The 22,303-nt window shown below is 58.2% G+C and carries 20 protein-coding genes; 10 read left to right on the plus strand and 10 right to left on the minus strand.

What is annotated here, in order from left to right:
* Positions 1-27: 27 nt before the first annotated feature.
* The 6 genes from pxpA to M8318_RS19310 form a co-directional block, all read right to left on the minus strand.
* Complete coding sequence (gene pxpA / locus M8318_RS19285) at positions 28-762, minus strand: 5-oxoprolinase subunit PxpA (protein ID WP_262664135.1); 735 nt, start codon at positions 760-762, stop codon at positions 28-30.
* Positions 752-1,684 (minus strand): 5-oxoprolinase subunit PxpC, encoded by a 933-nt coding sequence (gene pxpC, locus M8318_RS19290; protein ID WP_262664033.1) that lies wholly within the window; start codon positions 1,682-1,684, stop codon positions 752-754. Before pxpC ends, pxpA begins: the two co-directional genes overlap by 11 nt.
* Positions 1,678-2,334: a 5-oxoprolinase subunit PxpB gene (gene pxpB / locus M8318_RS19295; RefSeq protein WP_261642297.1), complete on the minus strand. Its 657-nt coding sequence runs from the start codon at positions 2,332-2,334 to the stop codon at positions 1,678-1,680. Before pxpB ends, pxpC begins: the two co-directional genes overlap by 7 nt.
* 14 nt (positions 2,335-2,348) lie before the next feature.
* On the minus strand, positions 2,349-3,092 hold the full coding sequence (locus M8318_RS19300; RefSeq protein WP_166181877.1) for a type 2 GTP cyclohydrolase I: 744 nt from the start codon (positions 3,090-3,092) through the stop codon (positions 2,349-2,351).
* A 10-nt stretch (positions 3,093-3,102) separates the two neighbouring features.
* The gene (gene phrB / locus M8318_RS19305; protein WP_262664034.1) at positions 3,103-4,515 is read right to left on the minus strand and encodes a deoxyribodipyrimidine photo-lyase; all 1,413 of its coding nucleotides are present in this window, start codon (positions 4,513-4,515) and stop codon (positions 3,103-3,105) included.
* A 594-nt stretch (positions 4,516-5,109) separates the two neighbouring features.
* Positions 5,110-5,316, minus strand: a complete 207-nt coding sequence (locus tag M8318_RS19310) for a YbfA family protein (protein ID WP_262664137.1) — start codon at positions 5,314-5,316, stop codon at positions 5,110-5,112.
* 309 nt (positions 5,317-5,625) lie between these two features.
* Between M8318_RS19310 and kdpF the strand changes: the two genes are divergently transcribed.
* From kdpF to kdpE, 6 genes are read left to right on the plus strand one after another with little or no spacing between them, the layout of a single operon-like run.
* The gene (gene kdpF, locus M8318_RS19315; RefSeq protein ID WP_071886481.1) at positions 5,626-5,715 is read left to right on the plus strand and encodes a K(+)-transporting ATPase subunit F; all 90 of its coding nucleotides are present in this window, start codon (positions 5,626-5,628) and stop codon (positions 5,713-5,715) included.
* The gene (gene kdpA / locus M8318_RS19320; protein ID WP_262664035.1) at positions 5,715-7,394 is read left to right on the plus strand and encodes a potassium-transporting ATPase subunit KdpA; all 1,680 of its coding nucleotides are present in this window, start codon (positions 5,715-5,717) and stop codon (positions 7,392-7,394) included. The genes kdpF and kdpA overlap by 1 nt, the downstream gene beginning before the upstream one ends.
* Positions 7,395-7,412: 18 nt before the next feature.
* The gene (gene kdpB / locus M8318_RS19325) at positions 7,413-9,461 is read left to right on the plus strand and encodes a potassium-transporting ATPase subunit KdpB (protein WP_262664036.1); all 2,049 of its coding nucleotides are present in this window, start codon (positions 7,413-7,415) and stop codon (positions 9,459-9,461) included.
* 12 nt (positions 9,462-9,473) lie between these two features.
* Entirely contained in the window at positions 9,474-10,049 is a 576-nt protein-coding gene (kdpC, locus tag M8318_RS19330) for a potassium-transporting ATPase subunit KdpC (protein ID WP_262664037.1), read from the plus strand.
* Positions 10,050-12,725 carry a two-component system sensor histidine kinase KdpD gene (gene kdpD / locus M8318_RS19335; RefSeq protein WP_262664038.1) on the plus strand — a complete coding sequence of 892 codons (2,676 nt, stop codon included), beginning with the start codon at positions 10,050-10,052 and terminating at the stop codon, positions 12,723-12,725.
* Positions 12,722-13,399, plus strand: coding sequence for a two-component system response regulator KdpE (gene kdpE / locus M8318_RS19340; RefSeq protein ID WP_262664039.1), 678 nt, complete (start codon positions 12,722-12,724; stop codon positions 13,397-13,399). Before kdpD ends, kdpE begins: the two co-directional genes overlap by 4 nt.
* 81 nt (positions 13,400-13,480) lie before the next feature.
* Here kdpE and pgm read toward each other — a convergent pair whose 3' ends face one another.
* Positions 13,481-15,121 (minus strand): phosphoglucomutase (alpha-D-glucose-1,6-bisphosphate-dependent), encoded by a 1,641-nt coding sequence (pgm, locus tag M8318_RS19345; protein WP_106992357.1) that lies wholly within the window; start codon positions 15,119-15,121, stop codon positions 13,481-13,483.
* A gap of 24 nt (positions 15,122-15,145) precedes the next feature.
* Positions 15,146-15,688 carry a replication initiation negative regulator SeqA gene (gene seqA, locus M8318_RS19350; protein WP_106992356.1) on the minus strand — a complete coding sequence of 181 codons (543 nt, stop codon included), beginning with the start codon at positions 15,686-15,688 and terminating at the stop codon, positions 15,146-15,148.
* Between the two features lie 183 nt (positions 15,689-15,871).
* Between seqA and ybfF the strand changes: the two genes are divergently transcribed.
* The 4 genes from ybfF to fur all read left to right on the plus strand — a co-directional run bounded on the left by ybfF (position 15,872) and on the right by fur (position 18,485).
* Positions 15,872-16,645, plus strand: a complete 774-nt coding sequence (gene ybfF / locus M8318_RS19355; RefSeq protein WP_262664041.1) for an esterase — start codon at positions 15,872-15,874, stop codon at positions 16,643-16,645.
* 128 nt (positions 16,646-16,773) lie between these two features.
* Positions 16,774-17,061 (plus strand): LexA regulated protein, encoded by a 288-nt coding sequence (ybfE, locus tag M8318_RS19360; protein WP_262664042.1) that lies wholly within the window; start codon positions 16,774-16,776, stop codon positions 17,059-17,061.
* 155 nt (positions 17,062-17,216) lie between these two features.
* Positions 17,217-17,747, plus strand: coding sequence for a flavodoxin FldA (fldA, locus tag M8318_RS19365; RefSeq protein ID WP_181247199.1), 531 nt, complete (start codon positions 17,217-17,219; stop codon positions 17,745-17,747).
* 291 nt (positions 17,748-18,038) lie between these two features.
* Positions 18,039-18,485 carry a ferric iron uptake transcriptional regulator gene (fur, locus tag M8318_RS19370; RefSeq protein WP_106992353.1) on the plus strand — a complete coding sequence of 149 codons (447 nt, stop codon included), beginning with the start codon at positions 18,039-18,041 and terminating at the stop codon, positions 18,483-18,485.
* A 167-nt stretch (positions 18,486-18,652) separates the two neighbouring features.
* On the opposite strand, the gene chiP is transcribed toward fur, so the two are convergent.
* Together chiP and glnS are read right to left on the minus strand one after the other, a co-directional pair.
* The gene (chiP, locus tag M8318_RS19375; protein WP_262664043.1) at positions 18,653-20,059 is read right to left on the minus strand and encodes a chitoporin ChiP; all 1,407 of its coding nucleotides are present in this window, start codon (positions 20,057-20,059) and stop codon (positions 18,653-18,655) included.
* Positions 20,060-20,492: 433 nt separating this feature from the next.
* Entirely contained in the window at positions 20,493-22,160 is a 1,668-nt protein-coding gene (glnS, locus tag M8318_RS19380; protein WP_166181869.1) for a glutamine--tRNA ligase, read from the minus strand.
* Positions 22,161-22,303 lie beyond the last annotated feature (143 nt).

Here is a 22,303-nt window from a genome sequence, read left to right on the forward strand (position 1 = left end):
TCCTGTTGTGGTGTTTGCAAGTGTGCGTTATGCACTGATTTTTATATTATTTGCTTCAAATTCCGTGCGCAGGCGACGGGCAAAGGCCAGCGCGTGTTCTCCGTCACCGTGAATGCACACCGTCTGGGCGTGCACGGTGGCCCATTCGCCGGTAATGCTTTTCACCCGTCCGCGCTGGATCATCTCCAGGGTTTGCGCCAGAGCCTGATCTTCATCGGCGATCAGCGCCCCAACCTGGGTCCGCGGCACCAGACTGCCGTCAGCCTGATATCCGCGATCGGCAAAGACCTCTTCCCGGGTAATCAGGCCATAGCGCGTCCCCGCGCGGATCAGCTCGCTGCCCGCCAGCCCCACCAGAATCAAATCCGGGTCGATGGTAGAGATGGCCCGGGCGATGGCATCGGCCAGATCGCGATCTTTTGCCGCCTGGTTATAGAGCATGCCGTGCGGTTTCACGTGACGCAGCTGCCCTCCTTCGGCGCGCACGATCGCCGCCAGGGCGCCAATCTGGTACAGCACTTGCGCATAGACCGTCTCCGGCGGCAGGGTCATGGCCGTGCGGCCAAAATTCTCCCGATCCGGGAAGCTCGGGTGCGCCCCGATGGAGACCCCATTTTTCAGCGCCTCACGCACGCAGGCCAGCATGGTCTGGGCATCGCCAGCGTGAAAACCACAGGCGATATTGGCTGACGACACCAGCTGTAACAGCGCGGCATCGCTGCCGCAGCCTTCGCCTAAATCGGCATTTAAATCAACCGCGATCATGCAACCTCCACGCCAGTTGTTCGATGTATTGCTTCTGGATCCGACGCGCGTCGAGCGCCTCTTCCAGCGTACAGGGGACAAAATGGATCGGCTGTCCGAGCGGGGCCTGCGCCAGGTGGTACATATCGGCCTCGATGATGCAGGCGATCCGCGGATAGCCCCCGGTAGTCTGGGCATCGTTCATCAGCACGATCGGCTGCCCGTTGTGCGGCACCTGGATTACGCCCGGCAGCAGGCCGTGCGACAGCATTTCACGCTCGGTATTGCGCATCAACTTCTGCCCCTGCAGGCGATAGCCCATGCGGTTACTTTGCGGACTGAGCTGCCACGGCAGACGCCAGAGCGCATCCTGCGAGGCCTTATCAAACTCGTGATACTCCGGGCCCGGCAAAGCGCGCACGCGGTTACCCCATAACAGCTGCTTTACGCCCTGGGCTTCGAGGAACTCGCGCCCGCCAGGCCGAATCGCCAGCCGATCGCCATCTTTCAGCAGGCGTCCTTCGTGACCACCAAGCCCCACCTTCAGATCGGTGCTGAGGGAGTTCATCACCGATGGCACGTCGATGCCGCCCGCAATCGCCAGATAGCTACGCATCCCGCGCAGGGGGCGATTCAGGGTGAGCTGTTGCCCGGCCTTCACCGGCAGACGCCAGCCGGTCCAGACCGCCGCGCCGTCAAGCCGGGCGTCGCAGCCTGCCCCGGTCAGGGCGAACCAGCCGTCCTGTTCAAATTCAAAGGTGCACTGCCCGAGGGTGATCTCCAGCGCGGCATCGTCCGGTTCGTTGCCCACCAGGATATTGCCAATCTGCAGGGCCGGTTTATCCAGCGCGCCGCAGTAGCTGATCCCCGACTGGCGAAAACCGATGCGTCCACCGTCCTGCACCGAGGTATAGAGCCCTGCGCGAATAACTTTTAGCATACCCCCTCCTTCTGCGGGATAAACCGCACGGTATCGCCCGGTCGCAGCAGCACCGGCTCATCACGATCGGGATCGAACAGCGGCAACGGTGTGTGCCCAATCAGCTGCCAGCCGCCAGGGGTGGCTAACGGATAAATGCCGGTTTGCGCCCCGCCAATCCCCACCGAGCCCGCCGGAACCTGCAGCCGGGGTTCATCCCGGCGCGGCGTCGCGAGCTGCTCAGGCAACCCGCCCAGATAAGGAAAGCCCGGCTGAAAACCTAAAAACCAGACCACATAATCAATGGACGAGTGAAGCTCCACGACCTGTTTCTCGCTCAATCCGGCGTGCCGTGCGACTTCGCCCAGATCGGGACCCGCGGCGGTGCCGTACACCACCGGGATTTCAATAAAGCGCGATTCAGGCTCGAGCGCCTCGCTCTCCTCCCACCAGCGCTGCAGACGCTCAATCGCATCCAGCGCCACCGAGTGGGGATTGCGCAACACCACGGTGATGTTATTCATGCCCGGAATGGCTTCCACCACTTCGGGAATTTCACCCAGTCGCTGGGTCAGGCGCCAGATCCGCTTTTGCGTCGCCAGGGTGACCGGCGGCTCGAGCTCCAGTACGACGGCGGTTTCGCCTAACAGATAACAACGTGCTCGCTGCACTTATATACCTCTCATCAGGCTGGATTAGGGATATCCACAAAGGTGACATCCAGGTCAGTGGTTTCCGTCAGCCATTCGCTGAGGGCGCGAATGCCGCCGCGTTCCGTGGCATGGTGTCCTGCCGCATAAAAATGCAGCCCCTGCTCCCGGGCAGAGTGAATGGTTTGCTCCGACACTTCGCCGGTAATAAAAGCATCGACACCAAAGCGCGCCGCACTGTCAATAAAGCCCTGCCCACCGCCGGTACACCAGGCGACGCGCTGTACGGTATCTGGCCCGGTATCGCCGCTCCACAGTGGACGACGTCCCAGCCGGGCTTCAATCCAGGACGCCAGCTCCAGACCCGGGACCGGCATGGAGAGTTCGCCCCAGGGTACCAGAGGCTCAATTTCACCCATGATGGTAATGCCAAGCAGCGCCGCCAGCTGGGCGTTGTTCCCCAGCTCCGGATGCGCGTCCAGCGGCAGATGCCAGCCGTAAAGATTGATGTCGTTTTCCAGCAGCGTTTTCAGGCGATTACGTTTCATGCCGCGGATCACCGGAGACTCCCCTTTCCAGAAATAGCCGTGGTGGACAATCACCGCGTCGGCTTGCTGGCGCACCGCCTCGTCGATCAGCGCCTGGCTTGCGGTCACGCCGGTGACAATCTTCTGCACCTGCTCACGCCCTTCCACCTGCAGGCCGTTCGGCGCATAGTCGCTGAAGCTTGCGCTGTTCAGCTTGTCGTTAATCAGTCTTTCCAGTTCACTGTTTTTCATTGTTGCTCCCTTACGCTTTCCGGGCGGCTTCATACGCTGCCAGCGTGGCGACGCGTGCCTGTTTATGATCGACAACCGGGCGCGGATAATCGAGGGTGATCCCCTGCTTGTCCGCCCAGGTCCAGGGGTCATGGAGGGCCTTGTCCGGCACGGTGGCCAGCTCAGGCATCCAGCGGCGGATAAACACGCCGTCGGTATCGAACTTCTGCCCCTGGGTTGTCGGGTTAAAAATACGAAAATAGGGGGCCGCGTCAGTTCCGGTTGACGCCGCCCACTGCCAGCCGCCGTTGTTGGCCGCCAGGTCGCCATCGATCAGCTGCGACATAAAGTAACGCTCCCCGGCTCGCCAGTCGATCAGCAGGTCTTTCACCAGGAAGCTGGCGGTAATCATCCGCAGGCGGTTGTGCATCCAGCCGGTTTCATTCAGCTGGCGCATGGCGGCATCGACGATCGGATAGCCGGTCTGTCCATCTTGCCAGGCCTGCAGTTGGGCATCTTCAGCCTGCCACTTCACATTATCAGTCCAGCGGATGAATGGTCGATATTTACATAAATCAGGGTGATACGTCATCAGGTGACGATAAAACTCCCGCCAGATAAGTTCGTTTAGCCACACTGTGCCCGGCCCGCCCTCCAGCGCCAGGGGTTGCTCAGCCAGCAATCTGTGCAGGCACTGACGAGGGGATAGTACTCCCAGCGCCAGACAGGCGGAGAGACGGCTGGTGCCTTCAATCGCCGGGAAATCGCGCTGGGTTTCATATTCGCCCGCGTCGTGCTGGCAGAACTGGCGCAGCCGGGCAATCGCCTCTTTCTCGCTCGCCGGAAACAGCGCTGCATCGAACGGCTGCTGCGGATAGTCAAAATCCAGCGCCACCGGCGTCACCTTCTCGCCTTCGCGCCCGGCAGGTGCCGCCGCACACTCGGGTAGCCCCTCTTTCAGCCGCCGCAGCCAGGCGTTTTTAAACGGCGTAAACACTTTGTACATCTCGTGATTGCCGGTCATAACGCTGCCGGGGGGCAGGATAACGCTGTCATCAAATCCCTGACAGGTCACAACCTCCAGCATACGTTCCAGCTGGCGATCGCGCTGCTGCTCGTTCAGTTCGTACTGGTAGTTATAAAAGAGTTGGGTAACGTCATGCTCGTCGCAAAGCTGAACCACTTTCTCAGCCTGCGCCGCAAAATCATCGACCTGGGCATATAGCAGCGGAATACCTTTGTCGGCGAGCTGCTGCTGCAGGCCGTTGAGATGGGCGTGAAGAAACGCGGCCTGGCGCGGTGCCATCGCGTGCTGTTGCCACTGTTGCGGCGTGGCGATGAAAAGGGCCAGCACACGGGCATTTTTGTCGCGGCAGGCGGCGGCAAGCGCCAGGTTGTCGTGGATGCGCAGATCGGCGCGAAACCAGACCAGATGGGTGGCCATAACACTCCAGGATTATCGTCTGTAACATCTACAAGTCACCGAGGATACTTTGCTTTAACAAGTGTAGCCATACTGGCATAAAAAAGGCCGCCCTGATGGCGGCCTTAACGCTACTTGTCCTGCGTGAATGAAGTAAGGGTAACGAACACGGCTGGATCGTCACTTCTTACCACGAATACGCTGGCGACAATGAACGCGATACACAGATAGCGTTTCATTATGCGGTCCCTGCAAACTAACCGCTCCACCGTTCACCACCGGTGATAATCCGGCAGACACAAGCTCTGGATGAGCCTGAATTACGGTTGTGACTACACCTTTCCCGGGACCGGTGCCCATGTGCGAGATGGCGGAAAGGGACGACACATCATAGTCAACATCTCGTGTCATCGGCAGACGGCAACAGGCCTTTCAGAATTCATTTAGATGCGGCACATTTCGCCTGAAGGTGGTTCAGGCTAAGATAGCGTTCTCTGGATGAGCTTGAGTAACACCTCCCTACGGACCGCGAATCCCGAGGGATAAAAAAAACCGCCATATTGCTATGGCGGTTTTTTTATTGCTGCTGGTGCTGTGTGTAGTCTTTCTTAATACTTAATAAAAATCACAAGTGGCTTTTTCGGCCTGATCCATCCACACCGGTTTGTCGCTGGTTTTGGCCCAGACGCGATGCAAATAGCTATAAAAACGAGCACGTTCTTTCCAGAAAAGCATCACTGGTAACGCCAGAACACCCGCCATAACAGCGAAAGTGCGGCGAATAAAAACGATATGTGCCGGATATGCTTTGTAAAATTCCATCATTTTCTCCCCTCTTTCTGGCCGGAAACCCTCTCCGGAAAAGTAAAACTGTTTATCTGATGAAAATAATAACGCTTTGGCTGTAATTTTACTACTCATCCGACCACTTTTTCTTATCCATTTAGTGAATATTTACACATCACGCCGTAATTTAGTTACAGAAAAGTTAAATTTATACTAATCATTAGTTAAATTATGGTTTTATCCCTCTTTATACTTTTTTTACACCTCCCCCTCTGATTTTTGCGAAATCTTTGCGACCGAAATTTTACCCTTTGCATCATTACTAATGTCACCCGGAGGTGAATTGTGAGTGCAGGTGTAATTGCGGGCATCGTGCTGGTATTCCTGTTACTGGGGTATCTGATTTATGCCCTGTTGAACGCGGAGGCATTCTGATGGCCGCACAAGGATTTCTGCTTATCGCCGGCTTTCTGCTGGTGCTATTCATACTTGCCCGGCCGCTGGGGATGTGGCTGGCGCGGATGATTAACGGCCTGCCGCTGCCTGGGGTGCAAGCCCTTGATGCAGGACTGCTGCGCATGCTCGGGATCGGCACCGCAGAAATGGGCTGGCGTCACTATCTGATGGCGATCCTGCTGCTGAATGGTGTGGGTCTGATCGTGCTGTTCGTCATGCTGATGCTACAGGGATATCTGCCGCTCAATCCGCAGCAGCTCCCGGGCCTCTCCTGGCACCTGGCGCTGAACACCGCCGTCAGCTTTGTCAGCAATACCAACTGGCAGTCCTATGCCGGGGAGACCACCCTGAGCTATTTCAGCCAGATGGCCGGGCTGACGGTGCAAAACTTCCTCTCGGCGGCCAGCGGCATTGCGGTGATCTTCGCCCTGACCCGCGCCTTCGCCCGCCAGAATGTCACCACCCTGGGCAACGCCTGGGTCGACCTGACCCGCATTACCCTGTGGGTGTTGCTGCCGCTGTCGCTGGTCATCGCGCTGCTGTTTATCCAGCAGGGCGTGCTGCAAAACCTGCTGCCGTATCAGCCCTTCACCTCGCTGGAGGGGGCCAAACAGCTGCTGCCGATGGGGCCGGTGGCCTCTCAGGAGGCGATCAAAATGCTCGGCACTAACGGGGGCGGTTTCTTTAACGCTAACTCTGCCCATCCATTTGAGAACCCGACCGCCCTGACTAACGCCGTGCAAATGCTGGCGATCTTTCTGATCCCCACTGCGCTGTGCTTTGCTTTTGGCGAGGCGGTCAGCGATCGCCGCCAGGGGCACGCGATCCTCTGGACCATGTCCATCATCTTTGCGATCTGCGCCGCGCTGGTGATGTGGGCGGAGTGGCAGGGCAACAGCCACTTCATGCTGCTGGGGGCCGACAGCAACAGCAATATGGAGGGCAAAGAGAGCCGCTTTGGCATTCTCGCCAGCAGCCTGTACGCCGTGGTCACCACCGCCGCTTCCTGCGGGGCGGTAAACGCCATGCACGACTCCTTCACCGCGCTGGGCGGGATGATCCCGCTGTGGCTGATGCAGATTGGCGAAGTGGTGTTTGGCGGCGTTGGATCGGGCCTGTACGGGATGCTGCTGTTCGTGCTGCTGGCGGTATTTATCGCCGGGCTGATGATTGGCCGCACCCCGGAATATCTGGGCAAGAAAATCGACGTGCGGGAGATGAAGCTCACCGCGCTGGCGATCCTCGTCACCCCGGCGCTGGTTCTGCTTGGTACCGCGCTGGCACTGATGACCGAGGCCGGACGCAGCGGCATCTTCAACCCCGGGATCCACGGGTTCAGTGAGGTGTTGTACGCGGTTTCGTCGGCGTCCAACAACAACGGCAGCGCCTTTGCGGGGCTGAGCGCCAACTCGCCGTTCTGGAACTGCCTGCTGGCGTTCTGCATGTTAATCGGACGCTTTGGGGTAATTATCCCGGTGATGGCGATTGCCGGATCGCTGGTGAATAAGACCCGCCAGCCCGCCTCTGGCGGCACGCTACCCACCCACGGTGCGCTGTTTGTCGGTCTGCTGATTGGCACCGTCCTGCTGGTGGGCGCCCTTACCTTTATTCCCGCCCTCGCCTTAGGCCCGGTCGCGGAACATCTCTCTTTACGCTGATTTTGCGGAGTAATGGTCATGAGTCGTAAGCAACTGGCCCTGCTCGAACCCTCGCTGGTTCGTCAGGCGCTGATGGATGCGGTTAAAAAAATCGACCCGCGCGTGCAGTGGCGCAATCCGGTGATGTTTATTGTCTGGCTGGGCAGCCTGCTGACCACCCTGCTGGCCCTTGCCATGGCAGGTGGGCTGCTTTCAGGGAGCGCCTCGTTTACCGCGGCGATCGGTCTCTGGCTGTGGTTCACCGTGCTGTTTGCCAACGTCGCCGAAGCGCTGGCGGAAGGACGCAGCAAAGCCCAGGCCAACAGCCTCAAAGGGGTGCAGAAAACGGCGTTCGCCCGCAAGCTGCGCGAAGCGAAATACGGGGCTGAGACTGACAGGGTGCCGGCGGACACGCTGCGCAAGGGCGACATCGTGCTGGTGGAGGCCGGAGACATTATCCCCTGCGACGGGGAAGTCATCGAAGGGGGCGCTTCGGTAGATGAGAGCGCCATCACCGGCGAATCCGCGCCGGTGATCCGTGAGTCCGGAGGTGATTTTGCCTCGGTGACCGGCGGGACGCGTATTCTTTCCGACTGGCTGGTGATCCAGTGCAGCGTTAATCCCGGGGAGACCTTCCTCGACCGGATGATCGCCATGGTGGAAGGCGCCCAGCGGCGTAAAACCCCGAACGAAATCGCCCTCACCATCCTGCTGGTGGCGCTGACTATCGTCTTCCTGCTGGCGACCGCCACCCTGTGGCCCTTCTCGTCCTATGGCGGCACAGCAGTGAGCGTCACCGTCCTGATTGCCCTGCTGGTCTGCCTGATCCCGACCACCATTGGCGGCCTGCTTTCGGCCATCGGCGTGGCGGGCATGAGCCGGATGCTGGCGGCCAACGTCATCGCCACCAGCGGTCGGGCGGTGGAGGCGGCGGGCGACGTTGACGTACTGCTGCTGGATAAAACCGGCACCATCACCCTCGGCAACCGTCAGGCGTCCGAATTCCTGCCCGCCCCGGGGGTGGATGAAAAAACGCTGGCCGATGCTGCCCAACTGGCCTCGCTGGCGGATGAAACCCCGGAAGGCCGCAGCATCGTGATCCTCGCTAAGCAGCGCTTTAACCTGCGCCAGCGCGACGTGCAGAGCCTGCATGCCACCTTTGTGCCCTTTACGGCGCAGACGCGGATGAGCGGAATTAACCTTCAGGAGCGGATGATCCGTAAGGGCTCGGTGGATGCCATTCGCCGGCATATCGCCGCCAACAACGGCCACTTCCCGCCGCAGGTCGATACCCTGGTGGAGAACGTCGCCCGTCAGGGGGCCACCCCGCTGGTGGTAGCCGAAGGGGCTACCGTGCTGGGGGTGATCGCCCTGAAGGATATCGTTAAAGGCGGCATCAAGGAGCGTTTTGCCCAGCTGCGTAAAATGGGCATCAAAACGGTGATGATCACCGGGGATAACCGTCTGACCGCCGCCGCCATTGCCGCCGAAGCAGGGGTGGATGATTTTCTCTCCGAGGCGACGCCGGAGGCCAAACTGGCGCTGATCCGCCAGTATCAGGCCGAAGGACGGCTGGTGGCGATGACCGGGGATGGCACCAACGACGCCCCGGCCCTCGCCCAGGCGGACGTGGCGGTGGCGATGAACTCCGGCACCCAGGCGGCAAAAGAGGCGGGGAATATGGTCGACCTCGACTCTAACCCGACCAAGCTGATTGAGGTGGTGCATATCGGCAAACAGATGCTGATGACCCGGGGCTCGCTGACCACCTTCAGTATCGCCAACGACGTGGCGAAATATTTCGCCATCATTCCGGCGGCGTTTGCAGCAACTTATCCGCAGCTGAATGCCCTCAACGTGATGCACCTGCACTCCCCCGCCTCGGCCATCCTGAGCGCGGTGATCTTTAACGCCCTGATCATTGTCTTTCTGATCCCGCTGGCGCTGAAGGGGGTGAGCTACAAGCCGCTTACCGCCGCCGCCATGCTGCGCCGCAATCTGTGGATTTACGGTCTGGGTGGGCTGGTGGTGCCCTTTATCGGCATTAAGGCCATCGACCTGGTACTTACCCTGTTCGGGCTGGTTTAAGAGGAAAATCAAATGGCTATGTTACGTCCCGCTATACTGTTGTTTATTCTGCTGGCCCTGACCATCGGGGGTGTCTATCCGCTGGTGACTACCGCCCTGGGGCAGTGGTGGTTTGCCGACCAGGCTAATGGATCCCTTATCCGCCAGCAGGGGGAGATCCGCGGTTCCCGCCTGATTGGACAAGACTTTACCGGAGCAGGTTACTTTCACGGACGTCCTTCCGCCACGGCAGAAAGCCCGTATAATCCGCTGGCCTCGGGCGGCAGCAACCTGGCGGGCAGCAACCCTGAGCTGGATAACGCCGTTCGCGCACGGGTTGCGGCATTACGCGTCGCCAACCCGCAGGCCAGCCAGGCGGTGCCGGTTGAGCTGGTGACCGCCTCGGCCAGCGGGCTGGACTACAGCCTGACGCCGCAGGCCGTCGCCTGGCAGATCCCGCGCGTGGCGCAGGCGCGTCAGATAGCGCCCGGGCAGCTCAGCCAGCTAGTGGCGGAACATACCCAAAAACCGCTGTTCAGCGCGATGGGCGGGGCGGTGGTCAACATTGTTGAATTAAATCTGGCGCTGGACGCACTAAGGAAACCCTAAATGATCGACGAGCCTCAGCGCCCGGACCCGGACAAATTACTGGAGCAGGCTGCCGCCCCCCATCGCGGCAAGCTGAAAATCTTCTTCGGCGCCTGCGCGGGCGTCGGCAAGACCTTCGCCATGCTCAGTGAAGCGCAGCGTCTGCGCGCCCAGGGGCTCGATATTTTGATCGGCGTGGCGGAAACCCACGGTCGTCAAGAGACCGCCACCCTGCTGGCCGGACTGGCGACCCAGCCGCCCCGGCGCATTCATCATCGCGGGCGCCTGGTAACCGAATTCGATCTCGATGCCGCCCTCGCCCGCCGTCCGGCGCTGATCCTGATGGACGAGCTGGCACACAGCAACGCCCCCGGCTCGCGCCACCCCAAACGCTGGCAGGACGTCGAAGAGCTGCTGGAGGCGGGTATCGACGTCTTTACCACCGTTAACGTCCAGCATCTGGAAAGTCTTAACGACGTGGTCAGCGGCGTCACCGGGGTTCAGGTCCGGGAGACCGTCCCGGACCCGTTCTTCGATGCCGCAGACGAAGTGGTGCTGGTGGATCTGCCCCCGGACGATCTGCGCCAGCGCCTGCATGAAGGTAAGGTCTACATCGCCGGGCAGGCGGAGCGGGCCATCGAACACTTCTTCCGTAAAGGCAATTTGATCGCCCTGCGAGAGCTGGCCCTGCGCCGCACCGCCGACCGGGTGGACGATCAGATGCGGGCCTGGCGCGATCGTCAGGGTGAGGAAAAAGTGTGGCATACCCGCGACGCCATTTTGCTCTGCATCGGCCACGGGAGCGGCAACGAGAAGCTGGTGCGTACCGCCGCGCGTCTGGCGGCGAAGTTCGGCAGCGTCTGGCACGCGGTTTACGTGGAGACGCCGCAGCTGCATCGGCTGCCGGAGAACCAGCGTCGCGCCATACTCAGCGCCCTGCGTCTGGCCCAGGAGCTGGGGGCTGAAACCGCAACCCTGGCGGAACAGGCAGAAGACAAAGCCATCCTGCGTTACGCCCGGGAGCACAACCTCGGCAAGATTGTTATCGGCAGACGGTCCCATCGCCGCTGGTTCAACCGGGACACCTTTGCCGACAGGCTGGCGCAGCGCGCGCCGGACCTCGACCTGCTGATCGTCGCCCTCGACGACAAGCCCGCGACCCTGCCCGCCAGAACCCCGGATAACCGGACGTTCAGTGATAAATGGCGGATCCAGCTGCGCGGCTGTCTGGTGGCGGTGCTGCTCTGCGCCCTGATCACCGTTATCGCCAGCCAGTGGCTACTGGAATTTGACGCCGCCAATCTGGTGATGATCTACCTGCTTGGGGTGGTGGTGGTGGCGCTGTTTTACGGCCGCTGGCCCTCGGTGCTGGCGACGGTGATCAACGTGGTCAGCTTCGATCTCTTTTTCATCGCCCCGCGCGGTACTCTGGCGGTGTCGGACGTGCAGTACGTCCTCACCTTCGCCGTGATGCTGGCGGTGGGTTTGCTGATCGGCAACCTGACGGCAGGGGTGCGCTATCAGGCGCGGATCGCCCGCTACCGCGAGCAGCGCACCCGCCATCTGTATGAGATGTCGAAGGCGCTGGCGGTGGGCCGCACGCCGCAGGATATCGTTCAGACCAGCCAGCAGTTTATTCACTCCACCTTTCACGCCCGCAGCCTGATCCTGCTGCCGGATCAGGAGGGCCAGCTGCGCCCGCTGACGCCGGCCTCGGGCATGACGCCCTGGGATGAGGCCATTGCCCGCTGGAGCTTTGACAAGGGCCAGCCCGCCGGGGCGGGAACCGACACCCTGCCCGGCGTGCCCTATCTTATCCTGCCGCTGCAGCATCAGGGGGTGGTCATCGTCGAGCCGTCCAACCTGCGTCAGCTGATGATCCCCGAGCAGCAGCGCCTGCTGGAGACCTTTACCCTGCTGGTTGCCAGTGCTCTGGAGCGGCTGGCGTTGACCGCCAGTGAAGAGCAGGCGCGGTTAGCCAGCGAGCGGGAGAGTATTCGCAACTCGCTGCTGGCGGCCCTCTCCCACGATCTGCGCACCCCGCTGACGGTGCTGTTCGGTCAGTCGGAGATCCTTACCCTCGACCTGGCGGCCGAGGGCTCCCGCCACGCCCCGCAGGCCAGCGAGATCCGCCAGCACGTCCTGAATACCACCCGGCTGGTGAACAACCTGCTGGATATGGCGCGGATCCAGTCCGGCGGCTTTAACCTGAAAAAAGAGTGGCTGACCCTGGAAGAGGTGATCGGCAGCGCCTTAAAAACGCTGGAGCCGGGTCTGGGTGGGCGGCATATCGCGCTTGATATGGCCGATCCGCTGGCGTTGATCCACGTGGATGGCCCACTGTTCGAGCGGGTGCTGATTAACCTGCTGGAGAACGCCGGCAAATACGCGGGGAGCAGAGCGCAAATCGGCATTCATGCCAGCGTCACGCCCGAACAGCTGCAGCTGGAGGTGTGGGATACCGGTCCCGGCATTCCGCCGGGTCAGGAACAGGCTATCTTTGATAAGTTCGCCCGTGGGAATAAGGAGTCCGCCATTCCCGGCGTCGGGCTGGGGCTGGCCATCTGCCAGGCGATTGTTGAGGTCCACGGGGGCAGCATCACGGCCCATAACCGTCCCGAAGGGGGAGCCGGTTTTTGTGTTACACTGCCGCGCGATACGCCACCCGAACTGAATGAATTCCCAGAGGATTTGTGATTAACGTCCTGATTGTTGAAGATGAACTCGCTATCAGCCGTTTTCTGCGCGCCGCGCTGGAAGGTGAAGGGCTGCGCGTCCACGAGGCCGGCACGCTGCAGCGGGGTTTGATTGAAGCCGCTACCCGCAAGCCAGATCTGGTGATCCTCGATCTGGGTCTGCCGGACGGCGACGGCCTCGACTTTATCCGGGAAGTGCGTCTGTGGAGCAAGATGCCGATCATCGTGCTCTCGGCGCGTCTGGAAGAGACCGACAAAATTGCCGCGCTCGATGCCGGGGCCGACGACTATCTCAGCAAGCCGTTTGGCATTGGCGAACTGCAGGCGCGTCTGCGCGTTGCCCTGCGCCGCCACGCAACAACCTCCCCTGCCGACCCGGTGTATAGCTTCTCTGATATTCGCGTCGATCTGGCCTCACGGCGCATTCAGCGGGATGAGACGGAAATCCACCTGACCCCTATCGAGTTCCGCCTGCTGGCGGTCCTGCTCAACAATCACGGCAAGGTGCTCACCCAGCGCCAGCTGTTAAGCCAGGTCTGGGGACCGAATGCGGTGGAGCACAGTCACTACCTGCGGATTTATATGGGACACCTTCGGCAAAAACTTGAGGCGGACCCCGCGCGGCCACGCCACCTGTTAACCGAAACCGGGATTGGCTATCGGTTTATGCTTTGAGCACAAAAAAGCCCGGTGGCGCTAGCGCTTACCGGGCCTACGAATACAGCAAAACGGCAACCAGGTTGCCGTTTTTGATGATTACGCGTTCTTCAACACTTCACTGACAATCTCAACCGCTTCTTTCTCGATCAGCTGACGGTGTTCGTCGCCGAGGAAGCTTTCACAGTAGATTTTGTACGCATCTTCGGTGCCGGATGGACGCGCCGCGAACCAGCCGTTCTCGGTCATCACCTTCAGGCCGCCGATGGACGCACCGTTACCTGGTGCTGCCGTCAGACGCGCGGTGATCGGGTCACCTGCCAGGGTGCTGGCGCTGACCATCTCTGGTGACAGCTTAGACAGCGCCGCTTTCTGTGCCGACGTGGCAGAAGCCTGCAGACGGTTGTAGCTCGGGGCACCAAAACGGGCTGCCAGCTCGTTGTAATGCTCCTGCGGGTTCTTACCGGTGACGGCAGTGATTTCCGCCGCCAGCAGGCACATGATGATGCCGTCTTTGTCGGTAGACCACGGGGTGCCGTTGAAACGCAGGAAGGACGCACCCGCGCTCTCTTCGCCGCCAAAGCCGAAGCTGCCGTCGAACAGTCCGTCAACAAACCACTTGAAGCCTACCGGCACTTCCACCAGCTTGCGGCCCAGGTCGTTAACCACACGGTCGATCATCGCGGAGGAGACCAGGGTTTTACCCACGGCAACCTCTGCGCCCCACTGTGGACGATGCTGGAACAGGTAGTTGATGGCTACCGCCAGGTAGTGGTTCGGGTTCATCAGGCCGGCAGGAGTGACGATGCCGTGACGGTCGTAATCCGGGTCGTTGGCAAAGGCGAGGTCAAACTTGTCGCGCAGCGCCAGCAGGCCCGCCATCGCGCACTCGGAGGAGCAGTCCATGCGGATCGCGCCATCTTTATCGAGGTGCATAAAGCGGAAGGTCTGATCGACGTGATCGTTCACGATGGTCAGATCCAGCTTGTAGTGTTCGGCAATACGTTTCCAGTATTCGATACCGGAACCGCCGAGCGGGTCGACACCCAGCTTCAGACCGGCTTTCTGGATCGCCGCCATATCGACGATATCCGCCAGCCCTTCAACGAACGGCTGCACCAGATCCTGCTCTTTCACGTGGCCGGAGGCCATCGCCTCGTCCAGGGAAATGCGCTTCACGCCGTTCAGGCCGTCGGCCAGCAGGGCATTGGCACGATCTTCCACCACTTTGGTGACGTTGGTGTCAGCCGGGCCGCCGTTCGGTGGGTTGTATTTGATGCCGCCATCTTCCGGCGGGTTGTGGGATGGGGTGATCACAATCCCATCCGCCTGCGCGCCGCCTTTCTGGTTATGCACCAGAATGGCGTTAGAGACCGCAGGGGTCGGCGTATAGCCGTTGTTTTCCTGAATCACGACGTCCACGCCGTTGGCCGCCAGCACTTCCAGCACGGAAATAAACGCAGGCTCTGACAGGGCGTGGGTATCTTTACCCACGTAGCACGGACCGGTGATGCCATTTTTGGCACGCTCTTCCGCGATGGCCTGAGCAATGGCCAGAATATGCGGCTCGTTAAAGCTGTGGCGTACCGCACTGCCGCGGTGCCCGGATGTACCAAACTTCACTGCGTGTTCTGCGTTACCCACTTCCGGCTTCAGCACGTAGTACTGGGCGGTAAGCTGGGCGACGTTAATCAAATCGCTCTGTTGTGCAGGTTGACCCGCACGATTGTGATTTGCCATTGCCTGGTCCTTCTGATGCAAGGGTTAAATAGTGCCGCAAACCTTATCAGTCAATTCCGCCGGGAACTGCATGGACTGCATGATGTGTTCGATCATGCTGCGCTTGCGTCCGGTGTTGGTATTGGTGATCACCCAGTACGGCGTACCAGGCAGGTGCTTGGGCTTAGTTTGATTGCCATTCTGTAACAGCGTTTGCTCGTCAGCCGCGAAATAGACGCGGGTACGACCGTGGAGAGACTCCGTCGCGTCGGCAAATGCGTTGTTATCCAGTGAATAGAGTGTAGTCAGCACCAGCATAAAGCGGTTAACGGCTTTCTTCTGCTCAGCGTATTCGTCAGAAAGCAGCAGCTCGCGCATCGCACGCACTTTGTCTTTTACCGGTGACAGCGGCTTTTCCTGCGCGACAACAGCGGGCTGGCGCGTTTCTTTGATGGCCGGAGCGGCAGACTGCGAGGCGGCGGCAATTTTCAGCATGCGCCGTAAAATGTCGGACGCGCTCTCACCGATGTGCCGCGTCTGGCTGGCGATATACTGATAAAGCTCGTCATCAACTTCGATTGTTTTCATCTTAATCCAGTGCGATATCTTATCTGAATACAAGTCGTTGGGAGTATAAGGTCAAAACCCAACAGCGGATAGCGTCAAGCCAGAATGGCGGCAAAAGTCAGAATTAACTGTTTCCTTGCAGCCGGGCGGCAGAATGGTCAACATGATACCCTAACCTGACATACGTAAAAAAAGAACTTTGCCATGAAATTGAATACCCGAGCGCAATCTGCACAATCGCCGCACAATAATTCTCCCATCGTCCTGGTGCATGGCCTGTTTGGCAGCCTGGATAACCTCGGCGTGCTGGCACGGGATCTGGTCACCGACCACGCGCTGCTGCAGGTGGATATGCGCAACCACGGTCTGTCGCCGCGCTCGGCAGAGATGACCTACGCCGACATGGCCCAGGATCTGCTGGATACGCTGGATGAGCACAATATTGAAAAGGCGATTCTGATTGGTCACTCGATGGGCGGCAAAGCGGTCATGGCGCTGACGGCATTAGCCCCAGAGCGGATTGCCGGGCTGGTGGTGATCGACGTCGCCCCAGTAGATTACGACGTGCGTCGCCACGATGAGATCTTCGCCGCCATCAACGCCGTCACCGACGCCGGCGTCAGCACCCGCCAGCAGGCCGCGGCGCTGATGCGTGAACATCTGGATGAAGAGGGCGTGGTGCAGTTCCTGCTGAAATCCTTCGTCGACGGCGCGTGGCGCTTCAACGTGCCGGTTCTTTGGGATCGGTATGGCCAGATCGTCGGCTGGCAGCCGGTCCCGGCGTGGCAGCACTCTACCCTGTTCATCACTGGCGGCAATTCCCCGTATGTCACCGAAGCGTACCGCGATGCGCTGCTGACGCAATTCCCCCAGGCCAAAGCGCATGTCATTGCCGGGGCCGGACACTGGGTTCATGCTGAAAAACCGGACGCGGTGCTGCGCGCTATCCGCCGTTACCTCGCTGACATCAATAATTGATTAAAAAGAGAGCGACTGGTCGCCGCCAGGCCTCCAGTCGTTGGCGTGCCGTTTTCGGTGATGTATGATGGCGCGCTTATCGCCCGGGCATTAGCAGGGTGTCTTCTTTCCCCCGAAGTCTCAGAATCATGGCCAAAGAACACACGGACCGCACGACAATAGATCTGTTCGCGAATGAGCGTCGCCCGGGACGACCGAAAACCAATCCGCTATCGCGTGATGAACAGCTGCGCATTAATAAGCGCAATCAGCTTAAACGCGATAAAAGTCGTGGGCTTAAACGCGTCGAGCTGAAACTGAATGCTGAAGCCGTCGATGCGCTGAATGAGCTGGCGAATGCCCGTGATATCAGCCGCAGTGAGCTTATCGAAGAGATGCTGATCGCGCAGCTCGAGAAATGGCACGGCAAAGCGTAAGTCAGAAAACTCCCCTTCTTGTTGCTTTCATGTAGCACAGAGTGCAGTCCTGCGTGATAGCAGTTTCCGCAGGCTTCTCTGTTCTGCTATGATTGCCCTTATCCGTGGCTAAATTGCGCCACCATACCATTAAGTATCAAGAGGTTATTTTACTCATGGCAATCATCGGCATTTTTTTCGGCAGCGACACGGGTAACACCGAAAACATCGCAAAAAACATTCAAAAACAGTTAGGTAAAGACGTTGCCGATGTGCATGACATTGCGAAAAGCAGCAAAGAAGATATCGAAGGTTACGATATTCTGCTGCTGGGCATCCCGACCTGGTATTACGGTGAAGCGCAGTGTGACTGGGACGACTTCTTCCCGTCTCTGGAAGAGATCGACTTTAACGGCAAACTGGTGGCCCTGTTCGGCTGTGGCGATCAGGAAGACTACGCGGAGTACTTCTGCGATGCCCTCGGCACCATTCGCGACATCATTGAGCCACGCGGCGCGGTGATTGTGGGCCACTGGCCAACCGCCGGTTACCATTTCGAAGCCTCTAAAGGCCTGGCCGATGATAACAACTTTGTAGGTCTGGCTATCGACGAAGACCGTCAGCCGGAACTGACCGCTGAGCGCGTGGACAAATGGGTTAAACAAATCCGCGAAGAACTGCACCTCGACGACATCCTCAACGCCTGATGATGTCGCGGCGCAACGTTAAAGTTGCGCCGCATTGATAGGTAATTCCAATCAAAATAATTGCTACAAATTTTTAACTTTTGCTGCCATACCTGTACAATGATCCAGGAGTAAACGGGAAACCTTGTAACAACTTTGTTGGCGGTACCTCGTTTTTAAAAGCATACTTTACTTGAGACTTGCAGTTTTCATTACGTCATGGCAGTTCTATAATGAGACGCATTATCCCAGGTGCATTTTCTGTCACTTCTTCGTTAGAAGTGAATCGTTTAGCAACAGGACAGATTCCGCATGACTGACAACAACACCGCATTAAAGAAGGCCGGACTGAAAGTCACGCTTCCACGGTTAAAAATCCTGGAAGTGCTTCAGGGTCCGGATAACCATCATGTCAGTGCGGAAGACTTATACAAGCGTCTGATCGACATGGGCGAAGAGATTGGTCTGGCTACCGTTTACCGTGTACTGAACCAGTTCGACGATGCAGGCATCGTCACGCGTCATAATTTCGAAGGCGGTAAATCCGTGTTTGAACTGACGCAGCAGCATCACCACGATCACCTGATTTGTCTCGACTGCGGCAAAGTGATCGAATTCAGCGATGATTCTATCGAATTACGCCAGCGTGAAATTGCTGCACGTCACGGCATTCGTCTGACCAACCACAGTCTGTACCTGTACGGCCACTGTGCCGAGGGCGACTGCCGCGAAAACGATCACGCGCACGATACGAAGTAATCTTTGCATCGACACTGAGCCAACCTGACGGTTGGCTTTTTTTTGCCTTTTTACAGGCAAAAAAAGAGCCCGGTGGCGCTACGCTTACGCAGGCCTACGGGCTCAGATCCGGCAGTTTGCACCACCGGGCGTGGCCAAAGGCGGGGAATTCCCCGCCCGGACTGTCATCAGAAGATGGTGAACGGGGCGATAACCATAAACTTCACGTCACGCTCATCCTGGAAGATGTTGCCGTAGCCGCCGCCGTAGCTTGGGATATCGGAGTGGTTGTCATACTGCGTGAAGTGCAGTTTGAACATGGTCCCTTTTGCGCGGCCATCCTGAAGGGTGTAGATCGCATCCAGGCTGTAGGCCGATTCCTTGATCTTGTTGGAGGCGATATCTTCACGCTGACCGGCACTGTTGATTAACCAGTCGGCCGGTTTCGCATCCCAGGCGTAGACATAAGACGCGCCAACGCTCCAGCCCGCCAGATTCCAGTTGCTCAGATCGTACATGGCGCCGAAGAAGACCGCTTTTTCGCCGTTGGCGTTAAAGTCGGAGCGGTTATCCCACCACACGTCCAGACGACCGTTGGAGGACGCATAGGTTGGGGTCATACGCTGCAGGAAGTAACCCTGCTGCCCTTCCGCCTTGACGTAAGTCCCTTCCAGACGTAAGTCGACCTGGCCGACTTTGTAACCCAGGGTCAACGCCTGCAGCCAGGCCGTACCGTCGTAGATATCGTTTACGGTGCCGCTGTCGGCTTTATCACGCGTGCCGTAGAACTGATAGGTGGTAGAGAGCGGACCGCCCACGACATCCAGCTTGTAGCTGGCTTTGGCGAAGTACTGATCGATGAAACCTTCAGCCTGACCAAAGGCGGCTTCCAGAATCAGGTTATTTTTAAAATCGTACTTCGCGCCAAAGGAGTGGAGATAGTCGACGCGGGTTTTTCGATCATTCTGATAGAACTTGTCCATCTCGATGTGCCACGGCGCTTTGTACTCGTTGGTCCACATATACGAAAAGCTCAATGCCCCGCTATCGCCGTAGTCAAAATTTGCCCCGGCTTCGGCACCCTGGTAGGTACCTGGCATAAAGCTCCAGTGCGGCGCTAACAGGGTTTGACCGGTTGGCTGTAACCAGCCACCGCGCGCCCAGGCCGGACCGTATTTAAATTTTGCTGCCGCTTTGTACAGGCTGATCCCGCTCTTATCGCCGGACCAGTCCTCTTTATAGGCTTTGTTGCTGGAGGAGAAGGCGATTTCGTTCGGGTGGCCGCTGTCGCCGTTTTCTGCCATTTCGATGGCAGTGAAGGCAGCCAGATCGAGGCCGAACATATCGGCGGCATAGCCGGACTGGAAATCAAGGTTGGCATTCCAGGTGGAGTGAGCGAGGTTAGTTTTATATTTATCTGACTCGACATCTTTACGGTCACGTTCACGCTGCCAGTAATAGATACCGCCCGTGAGGGTTGAATCATCAATGAAACCTTCGGCCCGGGCTTCTGGCGAAACCATCCAGCCTGACATTGCTGTAACACCGGCGATAGCCAGCGCAAGCGTACTACGTTTGCCACTAAACGTACGCATAATTAATCCTCTTTGACGTATTAAAAGCGCCTGAATCGGCGAAAAACAAAAAAGTTAAAAGTGGAGCTAAGCGGAAATACCCGCTTACATCTCCTGCCCTTAGACTATTTTTCGCGACGCGAATTATCAATGCTTTTCAGCGATCAAAAGTCAGGATTATGACAAAGCGCACATATTTGGTTGCGGTTTGTAACAAAGGAGATGAAGCAGAATATTTATTTAAAATAATCTTCAGAATGAGCGGTTTATTTTTAATAAATAAAGGTTAGATACCTTAACCGGTAGCAATAATGGTTAATTTGCTAAAAAGAAGAGAAAGCGAAGCGTTTTAAGAAACAGAATTAATTCGCAACGCGAAGATTTAAACAATATGGCTTTATGGCAGGCAAAAAAAACGCCGCAGTACGCGGCGTTTTTGAAAGGAGAAAGGGAATTATTCGCCCGCTTTCGCCCAGGTATCACGCAGACCGACGGTGCGGTTAAATACCAGTTTGTCGGCGGTGGCATAGCGGCTGTCGAGGCAGAAGTAGCCTTCGCGCTCGAACTGATACGCGTGACCGGCAACGGCAGCTTTCAGGGATGGCTCGGCAAAGCCCTGCTTGATCACCAGTGAATCCTGGTTAATCACCTGCAGGAAGTCCTCGGCGGCACCCGGGTTTGGCACGCTGAACAGACGATCGTACAGGCGGATTTCAACCGGCAGCGCATGAGCCGCGCTCACCCAGTGGATAACACCTTTCACCTTGCGACCGTCGGCTGGATCCTTGCTCAGGGTCTCAGCATCGTAGGTGCAGAAGATAGTGGTGATAGTGCCTTCTGCGTCTTTTTCGACACGCTCGGCTTTGATCACGTAGGCATTACGCAGACGCACTTCTTTACCCATCACCAGACGCTTGTACTGCTTGTTGGCTTCTTCACGGAAGTCGGCACGATCGATCCAGATCTCGCCGCTGAACGGCACGTCACGGCTGCCCATCTCCGGCTTGCTCGGATGGTTCGGCATGGTCACCAGCTCGCTTTCGCCTTGCGGGTAGTTTTCGATAACCAGTTTTACCGGATCGATAACCGCCATGGCGCGCGGTGCGTTGTCGTTCAGATCTTCGCGAATGCAGGATTCCAGCGACGCCATCTCGATAGTGTTGTCCTGCTTGGTCACGCCGATGCGTTTGCAGAACTCACGGATGGAGGCCGCGGTATAGCCACGACGACGCAGACCAGAGATGGTCGGCATACGCGGGTCATCCCAGCCTTCAACGTGCTTGTCAGTGACCAGCAGGTTCAGCTTACGCTTGGACATCACGGTGTATTCCAGATTCAGGCGAGAGAACTCGTACTGACGCGGATGCACCGGAATGGAGATGTTATCCAGCACCCAGTCGTACAGACGACGGTTGTCCTGGAACTCCAGGGTACAGAGCGAGTGGGTAATGCCTTCCAGCGCATCGCTGATGCAGTGGGTGAAGTCGTACATCGGGTAGATGCACCACTTGCTGCCGGTCTGGTGGTGATCGGCAAACTTAATGCGGTACAGCACCGGATCACGCATCACGATAAACGGCGAAGCCATATCGATTTTGGCGCGCAGACAGGCTTTGCCCTCTTCGAAGCCACCGGCACGCATTTTTTCAAACAGCGCCAGGTTCTCTTCCACGCTGCGATCGCGGTACGGGCTGTTTTTACCCGGCGCAGTCAACGAACCGCGGTATTCGCGGATTTCGTCAGCGGAAAGCTCGTCAACATAGGCCAGGCCTTTGTTGATCAGCTCAACGGCGTAGGCGTACAGCTGGTCAAAATAGTCAGAGGAGTAGCAGATGTCGCCAGACCAGTTGAAGCCCAACCATTGCACGTCGTTCTTAATGGACTCTACGTATTCGATGTCTTCTTTCACCGGGTTGGTGTCATCGAAACGCAGGTTGCATTGACCCTGATAGTCCTGCGCGATGCCGAAGTTCAGGCAGATCGATTTCGCATGACCGATGTGCAGGTAGCCATTCGGCTCCGGCGGAAAACGGGTATGAACAGTAGTGTGCTTACCAGTGGCCAGATCTTCATCGATGATCTGACGAATAAAGTTGCTTGGGCGGGCTTCAGCCTCACTCATCGTGGATTCCTCAAAGCGTAAACGACGTATAACGGCATATGATCTTATAAGCCGGGCGTAGTGACAACCTTTAGTTACGCGAAAAAGGTCTGTAGAGAGAATAATCGGGGCGATTGCTGCAAAAAAAAGCGGCGGGGATATCC

Origin of the sequence: Leclercia tamurae (assembly GCF_025566055.1) — a bacterium.
Classification (GTDB): Bacteria; Pseudomonadota; Gammaproteobacteria; order Enterobacterales; family Enterobacteriaceae; genus Enterobacter; species Enterobacter tamurae.